Genomic DNA, 15,899 nt, shown 5'->3' on the forward strand with positions numbered 1-15,899 from the left:
TAGCTAAGGAGGTCATGTTGAACAAGCTGCTCACGACGAAGGAGGTTCTTGTCCTGCTGGGAGACGTGCCACGGTCTACCTTCTATCGCTGGCGTCAGCTTGGCCTGGGGCCTCGCTCCATCAAGCTGCCCAATGGTGAGATCCGCTACCGCCCGGCTGATGTCGACAAATGGCTTCGCGAGCATGAAGAGGCCGCTGCGTGAGCACGTACAACGTCAAGATCCATGACATCAGCAAGCGGGCTGACCGGGGGAAGAGCAAGGCCTACCGGGTCCGCTGGGCCGTTGCCGGTCAGCGTCGCGAGCGGTCGTTCATCACCAAGGCACTCGCGGACCGCTTTCGGGCCGACCTTATGCAGGCGGTGAAGGCAGGCACCCCGTTCGACGAGCTGACTGGCCTGCCCGAGAAGTCAGCCGCCGAGCAGAGCCGCGTCACCTGGTACGCCCACGCCCGCGCCTATATTGAGGTGAAGTGGCCAAGCCTTGCCGCGAAATCTCGTCGCTCGGCTGCCGAGGCTCTCGTTACCGTCTCCGCCGCTCTCGTCGCTGGCACGCGCGGCGCTCCACAGGCTGACGTTCTGCGCGAGGCCCTCTACTCCTGGGCGTTCAACCCGAACCGACAAGACGTCCCGCAACGGCGAGAGATCGCGGACGCACTGACGTGGATTGGCCGGGCATCCCGTCCTGTTAGTGATCTCGCCAAGGCCGACGTCCTCCGACAAGCGTTGATCGCATGTGCTCGCAAGCTCGATGGCAAGCCAGCCTCCGCTCGCACTGTGCAGCGCAAGCGGGCAACCCTGTACAACGCGCTGCGCTTTGCAGTCGAGCAAGACCTCCTGGACTACAACCCCCTCGACAAGATTCAGTGGAAGGCGCCGGAGGTTGGGGAGACCGTTGACCGCCGGGTTGTCGCCAACGCTGGTCAGGTCGAGGCAATCCTGGCGGCAATCCCGGACGTCGTCCGCGACGGTGGTCGGTTCGTCGGATTCTTTGGCTGCCTCTACTACGCCGGCCTCCGGCCCTCTGAGGCAGCGAGCCTGCGCCGGACGGATTGTGATCTTCCGCCAACAGGCTGGGGCCGAATCGTCCTCGCTGAAACCAACCCCTACGCGGGAGCGAGTTGGAGCGAGACGGATGACGGCCGCGAACTGCGTGGACTGAAGCACCGGGGCCAAGGGGAGACCCGGACTATCCCGATTCCCCCAGAGCTGGTCGGGTTGATTTGTGAGCACCTTGAGCGGTACGGGACGACGCCCGACGGACGCCTGTTTCGGGGCCTCCGCGGTGGTCCGCTCGCCTCCTCGACGTACGACCGGGTCTGGAAAGAGGCGCGGGCCCACGCCCTCACAACCGAGATTGCCGCGTCACCGCTTGCCAGGCGGCCGTACGACCTTCGGCATGCTGCCGTGTCGCTCTGGCTGAACGGGGGAGTACCGGCAACCGAGGTTGCTCGACGAGCTGGCCACAGCGTCGCCGTCTTGCTGAAGGTCTACGCCAACTGCATCGACGGGGAGGAAGAGGCGGTCAATGACAAGATCAGTCAGGCTCTATCAGCCAGTCGGGGGCGGGGGCGTATCGGGGGGAAGACTGCCCGCTCTCGCCCTGTCCGTATCGCAAAAGCCCAGATCAGGTGGGTTGCAAGCAGGCGGAACGGCAACGCCCTGTAAATCCGTCGCGAAAGCTACAGAGGTTCGAATCCTCTACCCGCCACCAGGCAACGGCAAGGCCCCTGACCTGCGAAAACGCAAGTCAGGGGCCTTCGTCCTCTCCTGCCGCGGTTGACCGTTGTTGCCCCTGCTCGACCGGCCGATAGGGCATGCAACGGGCACGTTGGATCTTGGGGTTTCCCACCAATCGTTGGTCGCGCCCTGGTCCTCGGTCTCGCGCGTGGCGTGGGGTGGGTCGCGGTGGACTTTCTCCATCCAGTCCCGGGATCGCTCTGGGGACCTTCCATGCCCACTCGTGGGCCGCGCTGTCCTATCAAGGGTGGCTGAGACCGGCCGGTTAGGAGGACACCGCACGCGCCTTCTCTCGTCGGCCCGGAGCAGATACTGCTTCTTGCGTCGCTCTTTGCTCGCCGACAGTATGAGCCGACCACGAGTAGGGAGACCCCGGCATGCAGGTAGACCCACCGGAAAACCGGGGCATGGCTGCCCTCATGGTCGCTTCCGGCGTTGGCGGGCTGATACTGCTGCTTGCTGGCAATGGTGGGCGCTCATCAATTCTTGCCTTGGTGGCCTTCGCCTGCTTCATCGTCTGCGTTGCCCTGCTTGGCTTGAGTTCGGTGTTGCAGGAGCACGAGCGATGGCGCGCAGACCTCGAACGGCAGCGGCTAAGCGAGCAGGCTGCGGGCGACAACGCGAAGCGGTAGGTCGAAGTCCAGGGTCGATCGCACCGTCAGTTTGGAAGAGCGTGCTCAAGCGGTCGTGATGCCCGAAACGCCTGCGGGCGGCGGTCGGCCCGGTTGCGTCTCGTGCCCGCTCGTGCCCGCTGCGCGCCACGGTTACTGGCCCACGGATGGCCCATGCTGGCCTTCGGATTAAAGAAGATCGCGGATGGCGGGTAAGGCGTTTGCACCCCTGGCCGGTACATCCGCTGTTGTCGGGTAGCGCCGATGTCTGGGGGTTCTCTTGGCTGTATGGCCGGCCAACGCGTGGCCAGGGAGAGCCCTAGGCTCACGCCCATGTCGGCGGAGCACGAAGTGATTGACCTAGACGAGCACGATCACCCGCCGGCGGAGTCGGGCGGCACCACCCCTGACCGCCTCGGGGCCAGACGAAAGATGAATGTACGGCTTGTCGCTGCCTTCGTGGTCGGCGCTGTGCTCGGCGGTGTCGGGGTCAGCGGGCTGCGAGACTCGCGGGACGAGCGGGAGCGGAATGCTTCGGTCTCGCTCGTGGCCTTCCCTGAATACAGCGGTAGCAGGCGTACGGACATCGAGACAATCACGGCCGTCGTTCAGATGGGCGGGCAACTGGCAGTGATCAACGCTGGCCCCGCGCCGATCACGGTTCGTGCGGCTGCAGGTCAACGACCCGGCATCCAGGTCCGTGACACCGGCCAGTCTCGGCTGCTACGCCCTGGCGGCACCGGCTGGATCGATGTCCAGCTGCGCATCGAGTGCTCTACCGCGTTCGAGAGCGAGCCGTTGTCGATACGGTTCTCGGTCGAGACCGCCGACCGACAGGTCAGAGAGGTCAGCTACCCCGTCGCCGTAAAAGGAAGCGCCTGGGACCGGGGGGCCGAGCAGCCATGCACGTTCATCACTGACTTGGCGAGGCGTGGCGGCTAGCGCTGAAGCGGATCTCCTCGTCGGGCAGTCGTAGACCTTCCAGCCTCCCCGGACGGGGACAAGGTGGAGCGCCCTACCGGACGAACGACCTTGGCCCCGTCCGGGGAGGCTGGTAGCCCTTGTGGTGCCCGACGAGGTGATCTGCGGCGGCATCTCTGAGGAGGGTCGGGGTTCGGGGCGGAGCCCTGAGGTCTTCCAGGTCTTGTGTCCCAAGCGTGGCCGGCCGGCTCGGCCGATGCCGGCCGGAGGTCGCCAGCAGGCCGGGGCCGGGCCGGCGCGGCCCGCTTGCGGGCCGCCTTGATCTTAAAGAGGTCAATTCGGCAACAGCCGTCGGTTGAACTATGTCGTGTCTCGGCTGATCCTTTACCGTCGTTTGAACTAGAGGGTGTCTGCCACAGGCGCACCACAGACCCGGCACACCTACCGATCGCTGCTGGCTCCGATGATCCTTCCGCGTTTCGGCAACGTGGTGATCTCCGCCGTCCTGCCGATGACCGTGGGGCGCTGGGTGGCCGACCTGAATACCCGGGTTGGTGCCTCCCAGGTTCGGCAGGCGTACCGGCTGCTGTCGCAGATCATGGGCTCTGCCGTTGACAACGGGGCTGATCCCGGTGACCCCGTGCCGTGGCGTCAAGCTGCCCCGCCTGCCTGAGCCGAACCCGACCATCCTCACCGCCGAGCACGTCAACCAGCTGGTGGCCGAGCTCTCTCCGCCGGATGATCTCCTGGGCCTGGTCCTCCCCTACGGCGGGCTGCGGATCGGGGAAGCGCTCTGTTTGCGGCGTCGGCATGTCGACGTGGCCGATGGTCGCGTGATGGTCGCTGAGTCGGTGGCTCAGCTGCCCGGTGGCCCGGTGATTGACACGCCGAAGAGTCACCAGCGCCAGAACTCGCCCTGCCGGCCTTCATGATCGACCGGCTGCGGCAGCACCTCGCCGAGCTGCCTGAGGACCCGGACGCCTTCCTCTTCCCCGGTCGCCAGCAACGGACCGCCGGCCGGCCGCAGAGCTACAACGGCTGGAAGTACCGATTCGACCGGGCGGTCGAGCAGGCCGGTCTGACCGACCTAATCCCGCATGAACTTCGGGCGACGCACGGTAGCTGGGTGGCGGACTCCCACGGCGTCCTGTTCGCCGCCCGCCGGCTGGGCCACTCCAACGCCAGCGTCATGACCCGGCACTACGCCCGCGCGGTCGACGGACGGGGCCGCCTTCCTGAATCAAGCACGTTGGTCCGGCGACGTCTCCGAAGGGGCACGCAACGGGCATGCGGGGGAGTCCGGGAGGTCCGCCGATGCCCCAAAACGTCCCTGAGCTGCCCAGACTTCCATCGGCAACCTTGACAACGGGCAAAACTGTAAATCCGTCGCGAAAGCTACAGAGGTTCGAATCCTCTACCCGCCACCAAATGCGAGAACGGCCCTGTGAGCTGCGGAAACGCGCTACGGGGCCGTTTCGTCTGAGGGTGATCCCTGCGGCCCTTCCGAGCGTCAGGGGCGGGTTCTATGGATGACCTGGGTAGTGGGCACACCTCGGTGGCCCGGGGATACGCTCCCCGGGCCACCGTCGCTCTGTCGGTGGCTCAGTGACGTGCCTTGCGCTCCTCTTGGCTGCGGTGGTTGCTTCCGGCCTTGGCCAGACCGCGGCTACCCAGGTAGCCGAGGGTCAGCAGTGTGATGAGGAACCAGGCCTGGTTGGCGCGGAAGATGTCCACGCCGACCGAGTTCTTGCCGACCAACTGGGATGCGGCCAGCACGCCGATCACTGCCGCGATGTAGACCCAGAACTCGGTTGTCCGTAGCGACGGCTTGGTCTCCGTTCCGGGCGCCTGCATCGGGCGTTCTGCGTCCATCATCATCGGCGCGTAACGGGGTGCTTCCTGCACTCCCACCGCCCGGTCGGGTGCCTGCTGTCTGGATGCAGTCTGTGTGCTCATCTTTCCTCCTGGATGCGATGAGTCGTTCCTGCACTCCCTCGCCCCGATGCCGAGTTCGGCCTCGGCACGGTTCGTATTCATGGCGAGGTCACCCACGTCTACCCGACCCCTCGGAGCGGTAACGCCTCCCACCGAACGGAGACCCGGATCGGGGAGGCAACTCGGATGAGGTGTTTCCGGCTGCGGGAACATCACGGGAACGGGAGAGGCCCTGCCTACAAGATCATTGCAAAGCTGCTGGTCACGCATGGTGAGCCACCCGAGATCAGGCGCTCTCTGTAAATCCGGGCGAAAGCTACAGAGGTTCGCATCCTCTACCTGCCACCAGGCGGCCCCCGACCAGCAGAGATGCCGGTCGGGGGCCGACACGGCCGGCGACGGACTGCCCGGCTACCGCTGCACCTACGCTCCGCTCTCGGCAGGCGAAACGAGCAACCTGCTGACCGTAGCGGCCGAGATCTCCGGGGCGCAGCCCGGCGACGTCCTCGACATGGTCGCCATCGACTCGGCCGAGTCGGACCTGGTCTACTACGACAACCTCTCGGCATCAGCAGGTACGGCTACAGCGGCTGGGTGACCCTGGCAGGCGGGAAGGAGGCCGTGGTCGACGCCGCCGTGGTCTCCAAGTACCTGTACTGACAGTTCGGCAACGCACGGGCCCAGGACCGGGGGTAGCCCGAGGGCCTGGGCCCTTGACGTTGGGTTGGAGCCCCCGGCCGGGATCGAATCGGCGACATCTCGCTTACATGCTTTCTGCGGAGCATCCGGCGACGTTCTTCTGCGTCGCCCACCTTTGAGCCGTCGTCCGTCGGCAGGCGGCGCTGGATGCCGTTATCTCAGCTCGCACGTCGGACGCGTTTTAAAGATTCCTCGTCGGCTGGCTTGGCTCCGTCGGTGGCTCCATTGCAGACAGCGGCACGGTGACACCGCTTCAAAGATCGGCTAGCCTCATGCTCCGCGACCCACCGCTGACAAGGAAAAGCGTGAAGATTGCACAGGCAACACGTGGGGCCGCCGTAGGAGTTCTGTCTCTGCTGAGCATCGCCGCGTGTTCACCGAGCGCCGCCAGCAGGCCGGAGCCTCTGCGCAGGCCGGCTCAGGCGACAGCTGATGCGGCCGACGCCCGCATCGAGCAGGACATCAGAGAGCAAGTTGCCGATCAGGTGCCTGCAAACGCGGCGACGGAGCCGGCGCCCCCCAAGACCACCGTCATACAGACCGAGGCGGCCGCGCCACAGATCAGGGTGGCGACTTCCGCTGGCCGCGCTATGCCCAGGTTCGATATGGATGGTGATGGCAAAGACGAGCTGGTCATTGGCAGTTCTGCCAGTCCGGGCGGGTTCGTCTTGCACGTTCAGTACTCCCGCCTCCCCCGTCGGGATACCTTGACCGCGCCCGCCACCGCCGAACCCACGCACAAACTCTCGCACCAATTCGCCGCCGGTGACTTTAATGGTGACGGCTTCCAGGACCTTGCGGTTGCCAGCTATCGGACGCTTTCCCAAGGTGTCTTCGAGCACGGGATCTTCGTGTACGACGGCGGCTCCGGCGGGCTTGATCGCGACCATGTGAAATACCTGGCGGGGCTGCACGTTGGCGCACTCGCCTCGGGTGACCTCAACAACGACGGCAGAGATGAACTGGCCGTCACCGACGGCGGCGCGAACCCGGACCGCGACGGGCCGTTCCGGGGCTCGGTGACGGTGCTGTCGGGCACCAGGAACGGGCTCACCCTCGACGGCTCAGTGAAGGTTTATCAGGTTGTGCCCCGCTGGTCGGGCTTGGTGGAGGAGAACTTCGGCACTCAGCTGGCGATGGGTGACTTCACCGGCGACGGCTACGACGACCTTGTCGTCAACGGGTCTAGACGCGGCACGACCGAGTCCGACTGGCATGGCATGGTGACGCTCTTCCCTGGCTCGGTTAACGGGCCAAGCGTCGCCAACGTCACGAAAATCGAAGGTCAAAGCGACACCGGGGGTGACAGCATCCCCGTAGACGTGATGGTGATGTCGGACATGGACCAGGATGGACGTGAGGACCTCGTCCTTGGGCTTCCCCGTAGCTCAGGTGGAAGGGTCATCTATATCCGCGGCGCGGTCTCCGGGCTTGGATGGGCGCAGCACCGTGTGATCGACCAGGACACCCCGGGGGTTCCCGGTCAACCGGACAACGACTCAAACGGCGGCCTCTTCGGCCACTCGCTCGCGACCGGCGACGCGACCGGCGACGGCATACCGGACCTGCTGGTCGGCGCGATGGCGATGACAGTGGGAGCGGTGGCGGATGCTGGTTCAGTCACGTTGATTCCCGGCACGCCGCAGGGCCCGACCGGGGCTGGCTCGGCCATCTATACCCAGAACGTCGTGGCCCGGAACTGGCCCAAGCCGCAAGCCGAGTTCGAGGACTGGGTCAGCGCGATCAGCGATCGCCCGGAACCTGGCGACTACCTCGGGTCGTCCGTGGCGATTCTCGACCTGGACGGAACCGGACCGCTGGAGATGTTCGCCGAGTCAAAATTCGAGGACATCTGGCAGCAAGCGCCCGGGGAGCCTTACGGCCTCGTCACGACGCTGCGACTCCAAGCTCCTACGCTCCGGCGCGGTTCTTCGCAGCCGCCCGCGTTTCGCTTCGTGCCGGTGAAGCAGCAGCGCCCGGCGGACTTCTCGGATCTCGGGTTCCGCGTCGTCCACTTCGGATATGGCCTGCTGAGTAACTGAGTGCCATGGATGGTCGAGCTCCGCCAGCCTTCTGCTGGCGGAGCTTGACCCCTTCGATGGACTGTCAGAGGCGGGCGCGCCTTAAGGAACGGCCGAACAACCCCTCGCACCCGCCTGTTTCGTCGGTGAATTCGAAGTCGACGCTACCCGTTGCCGCTCTGCCCCGACCGGCCGGCGTGCCTTTGCATTACGAGATCAAGTTGTCCACCCGTGCGACCTGCACGCGGCAGCGGCTAGCAGGGGAAGGCAGGTCCGGCCCCTGGCTTGCAAAGTCGACGCGGTCTCTCGGCCGTATTTCGGAAGTGGTCGGGTCCAGGCTGAAACCAGGGCTGGAAAGATCGCATGCATGACCTCTCTGCCCCAACCCGACGACCTGGCGTCCCTGGTCTTGCGCACCGGCTTCAACGACGACCCGGCCCGGGCGGTTCGGTGAATCCCAACAGAGCGACCCCTCGGATCGTGAGCGAAGAGGATCTCGTCGGCTTCACAGCCGGCCAGTTCCTGGGCGTGATGAAAGCCCTCACGGTGATCCTGACCCTGCCTCAGTCAGCAGCCGACCACGTCGACGCAGTCGTCATAGCCATCGGTCAGGGCGAAGAATGGCGTCTCACTCATGCGATCCGTAACTGGGAGGCGAACCCAAAGCTCCGCTACCTTTTAGTAGCGAACGGGAACCCGGCTGAAGAGACCTATGTCAAGATCACGCTCGACTACCTGCGGAGCCTCGGCCTTCGTCGCGTCAATGGGGTCTACCTCCAAGCCGAGCCGGCCCCCAACACCGGCATGCAGGCCGCATGGATCGTCAACCAGGTCCAAGCCCGCGGCATCACAAGCCTCGCGCTCATTGTCTCCCCCTATCACCTGGCCCGCGTCTACCTCACGGTCCTCAAAGCATTCATCAGGAGTGGTATTCGCCTCCCCATCATCCCGCTCCCCGTGGCCGTCCCCCCAGACACACCCGTCCCGGAAACCGGAGCGACCGCCTACGACCTCGTACCCGGGGAAGTCAAACGCATCCTCACCTACATGGGCAAAGGATGGGTCGCCACACCGGAGGAAGTACAGCAGTACCTGCAGTGGCTATGGAGCCATCACAAGGCCCTCCTCGTCAGAGCCCGGTCTGAGGCTCAAAGCCCACCATTCCAATAGGCCTTCAACTCCGGCCCGAGCTGCCTCGACCTGTCCGTTCACCCCTCTGGTACCTACCGCACCTGATGATCTCCGAGAAGGGTCGCGGTTCGGGGCGGAGCCCCGAGGTCTTCAGGGACTTGTGTTCCTTCAGCGTGGGCGCTGGCAGGTGCGCTATCGGGGACCGGACGGCTGAGACCACCCTGCCCCGACCACCTTCGAGAGCAAGCGGCTCGCTGAGCGGTTCCTCGCCTTGGCCGAGGCGGACATCGCCCAGGGCCGGTGGATCGCGCCGCAGGCGAGCCGGACGACAGTAGGGGAGTGGGCCGAGGAGTGGTTCGCCGCCTCTACCCCGAGGCTCAAGGCGAAGACCCGCCACACCTGCCGGTCCCTGCTAACCCGGATGATCCTTCCGCGCGTGGTGCTCGCCGCCGTCCTGCCCGATGACCGTGGCCTGCTGGGGGGCCGACCTGACGACCCGGGTTGGTGCCTCGCAGGTTCGGCAGGCGTACCGGCTGTTGTCGCAGATCATGGGTGCGGCTGTCGACAACGGGCTGATTCCGGTGACCGTGCCGTGGCATCAAGCTGCCTCGTCTACCTGAGCCGAACCCGACCATCCTCACCGCCGAGCACGTTGACCGCCTGGTGGCCGAGCTGTCGCCGCCGGATGACCTCCTGGTCCCGGTCCTCGCCGACGGCGGGCTGCGGATCGGGGAAGCACTCTGTCTGCGGCGCCGCCACCTCGACCTCAGCGATGGCCGCATGACCGTCGCCGAGTCGGTGGCCCAGCTCCCGGGCGGCCCTGTCATCGACACTCCGAAGAGTCACCAGCGGCGGGACTCGCCCTGCCGGCGTTCGTGATCGAGCGGCTCCGTCAGCACCTCGCCGAGCGGCCCGAGGACCTGGACGCCTTCCTCTCTCCTGGTCGACAGCAGCGGACCGCCGGCCGGCGGCAGAGCCACAACGGCTGGACGTACAAATTTGACCGTGCGGTCGAGGGCGCCGGCCTGACCGACCTGATTCCGCACGACCTTCGGGCAGCACACGGTAGCTGGGTGGCTGATTCGCACGGCGTCCTGGTCGCCGCCCGCGGGCTGGGCCACTCGAACGCTAGCGCCACGACCCGGCACTACGCCCGCGGTGAACGGCCGGGATGCGGAGGTGGCGGCCTTCCTGAGCCGGGAACGCCGGGCCGGGAACGCCTCCGAAGGGGCACGCAACGGGCACGCGGGGGAGCCTGTGCAGGTCGGCGAGACCAAAGAGTGGCCCCGAGCTGCGGAAACATCGAGCGATGATCGCGATAACGGGCAAAACGGCAAACGGTCGGGGGCCTTCGTCATGTCCGGGCGCGGGTAGATCCCGGTCGTCCCGGGGCCGTCCGATCCACCGCGCCCCGGGCGCGTACGGATCCGACGGCCGGTGCGGCCGGGCGGGTGTCGCGGATCGGTCAGACGTGCCGGTGAACGACTGGTTGCGTGCCCGCTACGGGTGGTAGAGGATCTAGATGCCGATTCTGACGTTAGGTCGGTTTTTGGGACTACCGGCGACGGGGGAACCGACAAAGATTCTGGCCACAAGACTGACGCGTCCAACCAGACGGCTTGAGCCGTCCCTGCCAGCGTCTCGAGCGCGGTGCTGCAGCTTTCCAGGCTGAGCAGGCTGTGGCACCATCATGGAATCTCCATTGTTTTCTGCACCCCCCCTGCCGACAGGAGCACAGTGATGTCTGGTCGTAGGTCCGGCCGGCTGCTCGGCGTGACGCTGGCGTTCGTTGCCCTTGCCGCCCTCGTCGGCGGTGTCCTCGGTGTCGACCCCGACCTGCACCAGTTTGAGTACGACTGGTCCGCCGCGATCGTCACCGCGCTCGTTCCGTAACCTCCCGCGGCACACGCGTCCTGGCGGGTCCGTCCAGGCGTCACTCTCTGAGGAGCGGGATGGCAACGAGTCGACCGTCGCCACGGCCGACGACGGATTCAGCCTGGCTGATCACCGGTCCGCTCGCGCTGATCACCGTCGTCGGCCTCATCATCCTGAGCCTGGCCACCCCGCCGACCGCGCAGGACGCCCTGGCGGCTCCCGTCCTGCTCTTCGTCCTGGTGGCCGCGGGCACCCAGGTCCTCCAGTTCATCGTGCTCCGGCAGGGACTCTCCGTCACGCTGACGGAGATCCCACTTGTGCTGGCCTTCCACTACCTCCAACCGGTCACCGTCGTCCTGGTGGCCGCGCTCGCCGCGCTGATCGGCCAGATGAGACGCCGGCTCACCCCGACCAAGGTGTGGTTCAACGTGGCGAAGGCCGGGGCCGCCGCCACGGTGGCCAGCCTGGTGCTGCTCGCCATGCGGCCGGTCGAGGGCGTCGGGCCGCCGACCTGGGGGGTGCTCTTCCTCGCGGTCAGCACGTACACGCTGGTCACGCTCGTGGCCGTGGGTGGCGTGATCAGCCTGCTTCAGGGGTGGCAGGCCGGGTGGCAGGTGGTCCGGACGGCGGCGCCCACGCTGCTGGCCGCGGCGGTCAACGTCGCCATCGGTCTGGTCATCCTGATCGTGCTCACCAGCAGCGGGTGGGCGATCCTCCTGCTCGCCGCGGTGGCGGTGGCGGTGGCCTTCGTCTACCGGTCCTACTCCCGGTTCTTCCGGCAACACCGCACTCTCGCCGACCTGTACGACCTGACCAAGGCCGTGACCCAGAGCGGCCAGGACGGCACCCTGGTCGACGCGCTGCTCGGCCGGATCCGCAGCCTCATGCAGGCCGAGTACGCCACGCTCTGGCTGCCGCCGCAGGGACGGCATCCGGAGGTGCTGCTGACCGCCCGGGTCGACGATCCCGGCCTGCTCGACTTTGCACCCGGGCCGGCGGCGATCCGGCAGCGGGTGCTCGAGTCGGGTCAGCGCGTGGCTGCCGGGCGGAAGCTCGGCGACGACCGGGATTTGCCCAGGTCCGGCTCGGGCCCCGCCAAGGACGTCCTGGTCGTGCCGCTGCGGTCCGGTCAGGCCGTGATCGGCACCCTGGAGATCGTCAACCGGCTCGGCGACACCAACCATCTCACCTCGGCCGACATCCCCGTCTTCGAGACGGTGGCCGCGCACGTCGCCGTTGCCCTGGAGAATTCCCGCCTGGTCGACCGGCTGCGCCACGACGCGTACCACGACGCGCTGACCAAGCTGCCCAACCGGCGGCGGATCACCGCCGCGCTGGACGAGGCGGTGAAGATCTGGGCACCCGGTGAGGTGGTCGCGGTGCTGCTCTTCGACGTGGACGGGCTGCGCCAGGTCAACGAGTCGCTCGGGCACGCCGCGGGGGACAAGGTCCTGGCCGAGGTGGCCGACCGGCTGCGCGCCTCGGCCCCCTCCTCGGCGCTGGTGGGCCGGCCCGGCGGCGACGAGTTCCTGGTGACGCTGCGGCTGGAGAACGCCGAGGCGGCCCTGGAGCTCGCCGCCGAGCTGCGCGAGCAGATCCGCGACGAGATGGTCTTCGACTCGCTGACCCTCGACGTGGACACCGCCGTCGGGGTGGCCGTACACCCGGATCACGGCAGCGACGCCGCAAGCCTGCTGCAACGGGTCGACCTGGCCGCGACGGCGGCCAAGTCGGTGCCGGGCAGCGTGCAGCTGTTCAACCCGGCGCTGGAGTCCCGGTCGCTGCGCCGCCTCGGCCTCGCCGGCGACCTGCGGCGCGCCCTCGACGAGGGTGCGCTGGAGGTCTACTTCCAGCCGAAGGTGACGTTGCGGGACCGGCGGCTGCTCGGCGTCGAGTGCCTGGCCCGCTGGGAGCATCCGACGCACGGCACGGTCGCCCCGGAGGACTTCGTCGCGGTGGCCGAGCACACCGGCCAGCTCGGCCGGCTCACCGAGGTGGTGCTCCGGGAGGGGCTGCGGCGCAGTCGGGACTGGGCCCACGCCGAGCAGCCGCTCGCCGTCGCGGTCAACCTCTCCGCGCGTACGCTCACCGACCCGCACTTCCCGGACCAGGTACGCGAGCTGCTCGACGAGTACGGCGTGCCGCCGCAGCGGCTCACCTTCGAGATCCGCGAGGCCGGGGTGCTGGACGGCACCGACCGGCCGATACCGACCCTGCACCGGCTGCGTGACCTCGGCGTACGGCTGTCGGTGGACGACTTCGGGACGGGCTCCTCGTCCCTGGCCTACCTGCGCCGGCTGCCGGTGCACGAGGTGAAGGTGGACCGCTCGTTCGTGCAGGGCATGGCGACCGACCCGGGCGACCTGGCGATCGTCAACGCCGTGGTGACGCTCTCCCAGCAGTTCGGCCTCGCGGTGGTCGCCGAGGGGGTGGAGAGCGAGCTGACCCTCGAGCTGCTCCAGGACATCGGCTGCGAGATCGGCCAGGGCTTCCTGTTCAGCCGGCCGCTGCCGTACGAGCGGCTGCAGGCGTGGTTCGGCGCGCAGGTGGAGCCGGAGGCCGCAGCCGAGGCACCCCGGCTGCGGGTGGTCCCGGACCGCTCGGCGACCCTGCTCTGAGCTGGGACGACGGAAACCGCTCCCGGTATTGGGGGGGATCCGATTTCACCTCGGCGGCGGGGTCGTGTACTGTTTCTCCTGCGCGACGCCCTCCGGGGTGATCGGGTAGGCCCCCTTAGCTCAGTCGGCAGAGCGTCTCCATGGTAAGGAGAAGGTCTACGGTTCGATTCCGTAAGGGGGCTCACAGGGTCCGGCTGGACCCGCCACGGCGGTGTAGCTCAGATGGCAGAGCAAGCGGCTCATAATCGCTGTGTCGCCGGTTCAAGTCCGGCCACCGCTACTCTCGTCCTCCGGGCTCCCCGGCGGTCGGTGGGATGGGCGCCACAGGCGCCCACTTTGCATGTCCGCGCCGTCAGTCCGTAGGCTGATGCGCCGTAGTTGTTATCCGTTAGCGAGGAAGGCACTCCGCCGTGGCGAAGGCGACCGATGTCCGGCCGAAGATCACTTTGGCGTGTGTGGAGTGCAAGGAGCGCAACTACATCACGCGCAAGAACCGCCGTAACGACCCGGACCGCATCGAGCTGAAGAAGTTCTGCCCCCGGGACGGCAAGCACACCATCCACCGCGAGACCCGCTGACCCGCGGCCGGCTCGGCCGGCCCGGTCCCGCAGCATTCCCCGAACGCCGGTCCGCACGGACGACGGCCCTCAGCCGCCGCCCCGTACGGATCGGCGTTCGTGTTTTCCGTGTAGGTTCGCGGCATGTCCCTGGACCCGTCCTTCGTCGGCCGGACCTATCCGCCGACCGCCCCCTACCAGGTGGGCCGAGAAAAGATCCGCGAGTTCGCCACGGCCATCGGCGCCACCGACCCGGCCCACCACGACCCGGAGGCGGCCCGCGCGCTCGGGCACCCCGACGTGGTCGCGCCACCGACCTTCCCCGTGGTGGTCACCATGGCCGCCAGCCGGCAGATCATCGAGGATCCCGCCCTCGGCGTGGACTACAGCCGGGTGGTCCACGGCGACCAGCGGTTCGCGTACACCCGTCCGGTGGTGGCCGGTGACGAGCTGGTCTGCGTGAACACCATCGAGGAGATCACCAGCCGGGGCGGGCACGGCTTCCTGACCACCCGCACGGACGTGAGCACCGCCGCCGGCGAGCCGGTGGTCGCCGTCTGGTCCAAGATCGTCGTACGCGGGGAGGCCTGACATGGAACTGCCCACCCAGACGTTCCAGGTGACCCGCGCGGACCTGGTCCGATACGCGGGCGCCTCCGGCGACTTCAACCCCATCCACTGGAGCGACCGGTTCGCCACCAAGGTCGGCCTGCCGGGGGTGATCGGCCACGGCATGTTCACCATGGCGCTGGTCGGCCGGGCGGTCACCACATGGGCCGGCGCGCCGGACGCGGTGGTCGACTTCGGCGTCCGGTTCACCCGTCCGGTGGTCGTCCCGGACGACGACCAGGGCACCGAGATCGAGGTCTCGGCGGTGGTCAAGGAGGTCACCGATGCGGGCCTGACTAGGCTCGACGTGACCGCGACCTGCCTGGGGGAGAAGGTGCTCTCGCAGGCCCGGGCGACCATCCGGACGCCCCGCTGAGGGGCGTTCCGACGCGCTGGGGGCAGACCGGTTGGGAAAGTCGTACGACTACCCGTACACTGGTCCGCCGTGGGGCAAGTGACCCCTGCGCGGCCGTGCATGGCCGGGTGGGGCGAGAGTTGCCGCACAGGGGTGTAGCTCAATTGGCAGAGCAGCGGTCTCCAAAACCGCAGGCTGCAGGTTCAAGTCCTGTCACCCCTGCGCCTCAGGCCTGACCGTTCCCGTGGGTCGCGCCGCCGAACGGCGGCGTCCGGCCCGTGGTGGTGGCGCCGGCGGGGTGGTTCCGAGGCAATCGGAGCCCCTCCTGGTCGGTCCGCCGGCCGCGGCCCGTCGCGGGACGGTTGGTCCGGCCGGCGTGACCAAACGCCGCGCACGCCCATCGGCGTGCGACCCGATACCCGCACGGAGGGCGAAGTGGCCGAGAGCAAGCGGCGCGGCGAGGACGCCGGCGACGAGCGTCTGCGCGAAGACGCGGTCGTCGACGACGTGGCCGACGACGACGCCACCGAGGCGGACGAGCCGGTCTCCCGGGGCGGTACCGCGACCCGCGCGCGGGCCCGGGCCGAGTCGGCCGACGGTCGGAAGACCCGCAAGGACACCGACCGGGTGGGCCTGTTCGCCCGCATCGCGCGGTTCTTCCGCGAGGTCGTGGCCGAGCTGCGTAAGGTCATCTGGCCGACGCGCAAGGAGTTGCTGACCTACACCGCCGTGGTGGTCACCTTCGTCGCGGTGATGCTGACGATCGTGGGCCTTCTCGACTTCGCGTTCGCGAAGGGCGTGCTGTGGGTCTTCGGCAACCCCAGCTGAC

At 67.6% G+C, this 15,899-nt stretch carries 17 protein-coding genes and 3 tRNA genes; 17 read left to right on the forward strand and 3 right to left on the reverse strand.

What is annotated here, in order from left to right:
* Positions 1-14 precede the first annotated feature (14 nt).
* From GA0070613_RS12560 to GA0070613_RS34380, 6 genes are all read left to right on the forward strand, one after another.
* Positions 15-203, forward strand: a complete 189-nt coding sequence (locus tag GA0070613_RS12560) for a helix-turn-helix transcriptional regulator (protein ID WP_089012471.1) — start codon at positions 15-17, stop codon at positions 201-203.
* Positions 200-1,666: a tyrosine-type recombinase/integrase gene (locus GA0070613_RS12565; RefSeq protein WP_089012472.1), complete on the forward strand. Its 1,467-nt coding sequence runs from the start codon at positions 200-202 to the stop codon at positions 1,664-1,666. The genes GA0070613_RS12560 and GA0070613_RS12565 overlap by 4 nt, the downstream gene beginning before the upstream one ends.
* Positions 1,667-2,115: 449 nt before the next feature.
* Positions 2,116-2,370 (forward strand): hypothetical protein, encoded by a 255-nt coding sequence (locus tag GA0070613_RS12575; protein ID WP_157746342.1) that lies wholly within the window; start codon positions 2,116-2,118, stop codon positions 2,368-2,370.
* Positions 2,371-2,682: 312 nt separating this feature from the next.
* Positions 2,683-3,291 carry a hypothetical protein gene (locus tag GA0070613_RS12580; RefSeq protein ID WP_157746343.1) on the forward strand — a complete coding sequence of 203 codons (609 nt, stop codon included), beginning with the start codon at positions 2,683-2,685 and terminating at the stop codon, positions 3,289-3,291.
* 590 nt (positions 3,292-3,881) lie between these two features.
* Positions 3,882-4,202: a site-specific integrase gene (locus tag GA0070613_RS12585; protein ID WP_157746344.1), complete on the forward strand. Its 321-nt coding sequence runs from the start codon at positions 3,882-3,884 to the stop codon at positions 4,200-4,202.
* Positions 4,199-4,633 (forward strand): tyrosine-type recombinase/integrase, encoded by a 435-nt coding sequence (locus GA0070613_RS34380; RefSeq protein ID WP_089012476.1) that lies wholly within the window; start codon positions 4,199-4,201, stop codon positions 4,631-4,633. Before GA0070613_RS12585 ends, GA0070613_RS34380 begins: the two co-directional genes overlap by 4 nt.
* Positions 4,634-4,872: 239 nt before the next feature.
* On the opposite strand, the gene GA0070613_RS12595 is transcribed toward GA0070613_RS34380, so the two are convergent.
* A complete protein-coding gene (locus GA0070613_RS12595) occupies positions 4,873-5,226 on the reverse strand; it encodes a hypothetical protein (protein WP_089012477.1) in 354 nt (117 codons plus the stop codon).
* A gap of 983 nt (positions 5,227-6,209) precedes the next feature.
* Here GA0070613_RS12595 and GA0070613_RS12605 point away from each other — a divergent pair.
* Both GA0070613_RS12605 and GA0070613_RS12610 read left to right on the forward strand, forming a co-directional pair.
* On the forward strand, positions 6,210-7,946 hold the full coding sequence (locus tag GA0070613_RS12605; RefSeq protein WP_172875803.1) for an FG-GAP and VCBS repeat-containing protein: 1,737 nt from the start codon (positions 6,210-6,212) through the stop codon (positions 7,944-7,946).
* 459 nt (positions 7,947-8,405) lie between these two features.
* Positions 8,406-9,095: an ElyC/SanA/YdcF family protein gene (locus GA0070613_RS12610; RefSeq protein ID WP_089012480.1), complete on the forward strand. Its 690-nt coding sequence runs from the start codon at positions 8,406-8,408 to the stop codon at positions 9,093-9,095.
* A gap of 573 nt (positions 9,096-9,668) precedes the next feature.
* Here the strand turns inward: GA0070613_RS12610 and GA0070613_RS32740 are convergent.
* A complete protein-coding gene (locus GA0070613_RS32740) occupies positions 9,669-9,902 on the reverse strand; it encodes a hypothetical protein (protein WP_089012481.1) in 234 nt (77 codons plus the stop codon).
* The gene (locus GA0070613_RS32745; protein WP_172875804.1) at positions 9,899-10,177 is read right to left on the reverse strand and encodes a hypothetical protein; all 279 of its coding nucleotides are present in this window, start codon (positions 10,175-10,177) and stop codon (positions 9,899-9,901) included. The genes GA0070613_RS32740 and GA0070613_RS32745 overlap by 4 nt, the downstream gene beginning before the upstream one ends.
* A 619-nt stretch (positions 10,178-10,796) precedes the next feature.
* On the opposite strand from GA0070613_RS32745, the gene GA0070613_RS32050 reads away from it, so the two are divergent.
* From GA0070613_RS32050 to secE, 9 genes are all read left to right on the forward strand, one after another.
* Positions 10,797-10,949, forward strand: a complete 153-nt coding sequence (locus tag GA0070613_RS32050; protein ID WP_157746348.1) for a hypothetical protein — start codon at positions 10,797-10,799, stop codon at positions 10,947-10,949.
* A gap of 59 nt (positions 10,950-11,008) precedes the next feature.
* Positions 11,009-13,549, forward strand: a complete 2,541-nt coding sequence (locus GA0070613_RS12620; RefSeq protein ID WP_089012482.1) for a putative bifunctional diguanylate cyclase/phosphodiesterase — start codon at positions 11,009-11,011, stop codon at positions 13,547-13,549.
* 109 nt (positions 13,550-13,658) lie between these two features.
* A tRNA-Thr gene (locus GA0070613_RS12625) sits at positions 13,659-13,731 on the forward strand.
* Positions 13,732-13,756: 25 nt separating this feature from the next.
* Positions 13,757-13,829, forward strand: a tRNA-Met gene (locus GA0070613_RS12630).
* A gap of 130 nt (positions 13,830-13,959) precedes the next feature.
* The gene (gene rpmG / locus GA0070613_RS12635) at positions 13,960-14,127 is read left to right on the forward strand and encodes a 50S ribosomal protein L33 (protein ID WP_067301359.1); all 168 of its coding nucleotides are present in this window, start codon (positions 13,960-13,962) and stop codon (positions 14,125-14,127) included.
* 123 nt (positions 14,128-14,250) lie between these two features.
* Positions 14,251-14,697, forward strand: coding sequence for a MaoC family dehydratase N-terminal domain-containing protein (locus GA0070613_RS12640; protein ID WP_089012483.1), 447 nt, complete (start codon positions 14,251-14,253; stop codon positions 14,695-14,697).
* A gap of 1 nt (position 14,698) precedes the next feature.
* Positions 14,699-15,091, forward strand: coding sequence for a MaoC family dehydratase (locus GA0070613_RS12645; RefSeq protein WP_089012484.1), 393 nt, complete (start codon positions 14,699-14,701; stop codon positions 15,089-15,091).
* 128 nt (positions 15,092-15,219) lie between these two features.
* A tRNA-Trp gene (locus tag GA0070613_RS12650) sits at positions 15,220-15,292 on the forward strand.
* 213 nt (positions 15,293-15,505) lie between these two features.
* Positions 15,506-15,898 carry a preprotein translocase subunit SecE gene (gene secE / locus GA0070613_RS12655; protein ID WP_089012485.1) on the forward strand — a complete coding sequence of 131 codons (393 nt, stop codon included), beginning with the start codon at positions 15,506-15,508 and terminating at the stop codon, positions 15,896-15,898.
* The last annotated feature ends 1 nt before the right edge of the window (position 15,899 follow it).

This window comes from Micromonospora inositola (assembly GCF_900090285.1).
In the GTDB taxonomy this organism is placed as follows: Bacteria; Actinomycetota; Actinomycetes; order Mycobacteriales; family Micromonosporaceae; genus Micromonospora; species Micromonospora inositola.

Coding starts and splice junctions, on each gene's coding strand:
- GA0070613_RS32050 (WP_157746348.1), top strand. CDS start 10,797: ATGTCTGGTCGTAGGTCCGGCCGGCTGCTCGGCGTGACGCTGGCGTTC.
- GA0070613_RS12575 (WP_157746342.1), top strand. CDS start 2,116: ATGCAGGTAGACCCACCGGAAAACCGGGGCATGGCTGCCCTCATGGTC.
- GA0070613_RS12640 (WP_089012483.1), top strand. CDS start 14,251: ATGTCCCTGGACCCGTCCTTCGTCGGCCGGACCTATCCGCCGACCGCC.
- GA0070613_RS34380 (WP_089012476.1), top strand. CDS start 4,199: ATGATCGACCGGCTGCGGCAGCACCTCGCCGAGCTGCCTGAGGACCCG.
- GA0070613_RS12580 (WP_157746343.1), top strand. CDS start 2,683: ATGTCGGCGGAGCACGAAGTGATTGACCTAGACGAGCACGATCACCCG.
- GA0070613_RS12645 (WP_089012484.1), top strand. CDS start 14,699: ATGGAACTGCCCACCCAGACGTTCCAGGTGACCCGCGCGGACCTGGTC.
- GA0070613_RS12595 (WP_089012477.1), bottom strand. CDS start 5,226: ATGAGCACACAGACTGCATCCAGACAGCAGGCACCCGACCGGGCGGTG.
- GA0070613_RS12620 (WP_089012482.1), top strand. CDS start 11,009: ATGGCAACGAGTCGACCGTCGCCACGGCCGACGACGGATTCAGCCTGG.
- GA0070613_RS12560 (WP_089012471.1), top strand. CDS start 15: ATGTTGAACAAGCTGCTCACGACGAAGGAGGTTCTTGTCCTGCTGGGA.